Source organism: Dehalococcoidia bacterium (assembly GCA_025054935.1).
In the GTDB taxonomy this organism is placed as follows: Bacteria; Chloroflexota; Dehalococcoidia; order SpSt-223; family SpSt-223; genus JANWZD01.
In genome coordinates, this window is the sequence record JANWZD010000082.1 from 1 (window position 1) to 515 (window position 515).

Below are 515 nucleotides of genomic sequence, written 5' to 3' on the forward strand. Positions count from 1 at the left end.
CAACCGGCGCGCGGGCTACCTTTTCCAGCAGGATGCGCTGATGCCGTGGCGCAACGCGCTCGAGAACATCACCGTGGGGCTCGAGTTCCGCGGGGTGCCGCGCGAAACGGCGCAGGAACAGGGCCGGGACTGGCTGCGCCGCGTGGGCCTTGCGGGCTTCGGCGACCGCTATCCGCATCAGCTCTCGGGCGGCATGCGCAAGCGCGTCGCGCTGGCGCAGACGCTGATCCTCGATCCTCAGATCCTGCTGATGGACGAACCGTTCTCGGCGCTCGACGTGCAGACGCGCCAGCTGATGGAAAACGAGCTGCTTGAACTGTGGTCGGCGGACCGCAAATCGGTGGTGTTCATCACGCACGATCTGGAAGAAGCGATCGCGCTTTCGGACCGGGTCGTGGTGCTCTCGGCGGGCCCGGAATCGCACCCGATCGGGGAGTACGCGATCGACATCCCGCGGCCGCGCGACGTCTCGGAGGCCCGGCTGACCCGGCGCTTTCTAGAGCTGCACGCAGAGA

1 protein-coding gene is annotated in these 515 nt (G+C 67.6%); it reads left to right on the forward strand.

What is annotated here, in order from left to right; all coding sequences use genetic code 11:
• On the forward strand, positions 1 to 515 hold a 515-nt coding region (locus tag NZ773_16370), incomplete at both ends, for an ABC transporter ATP-binding protein (GenBank protein ID MCS6803499.1).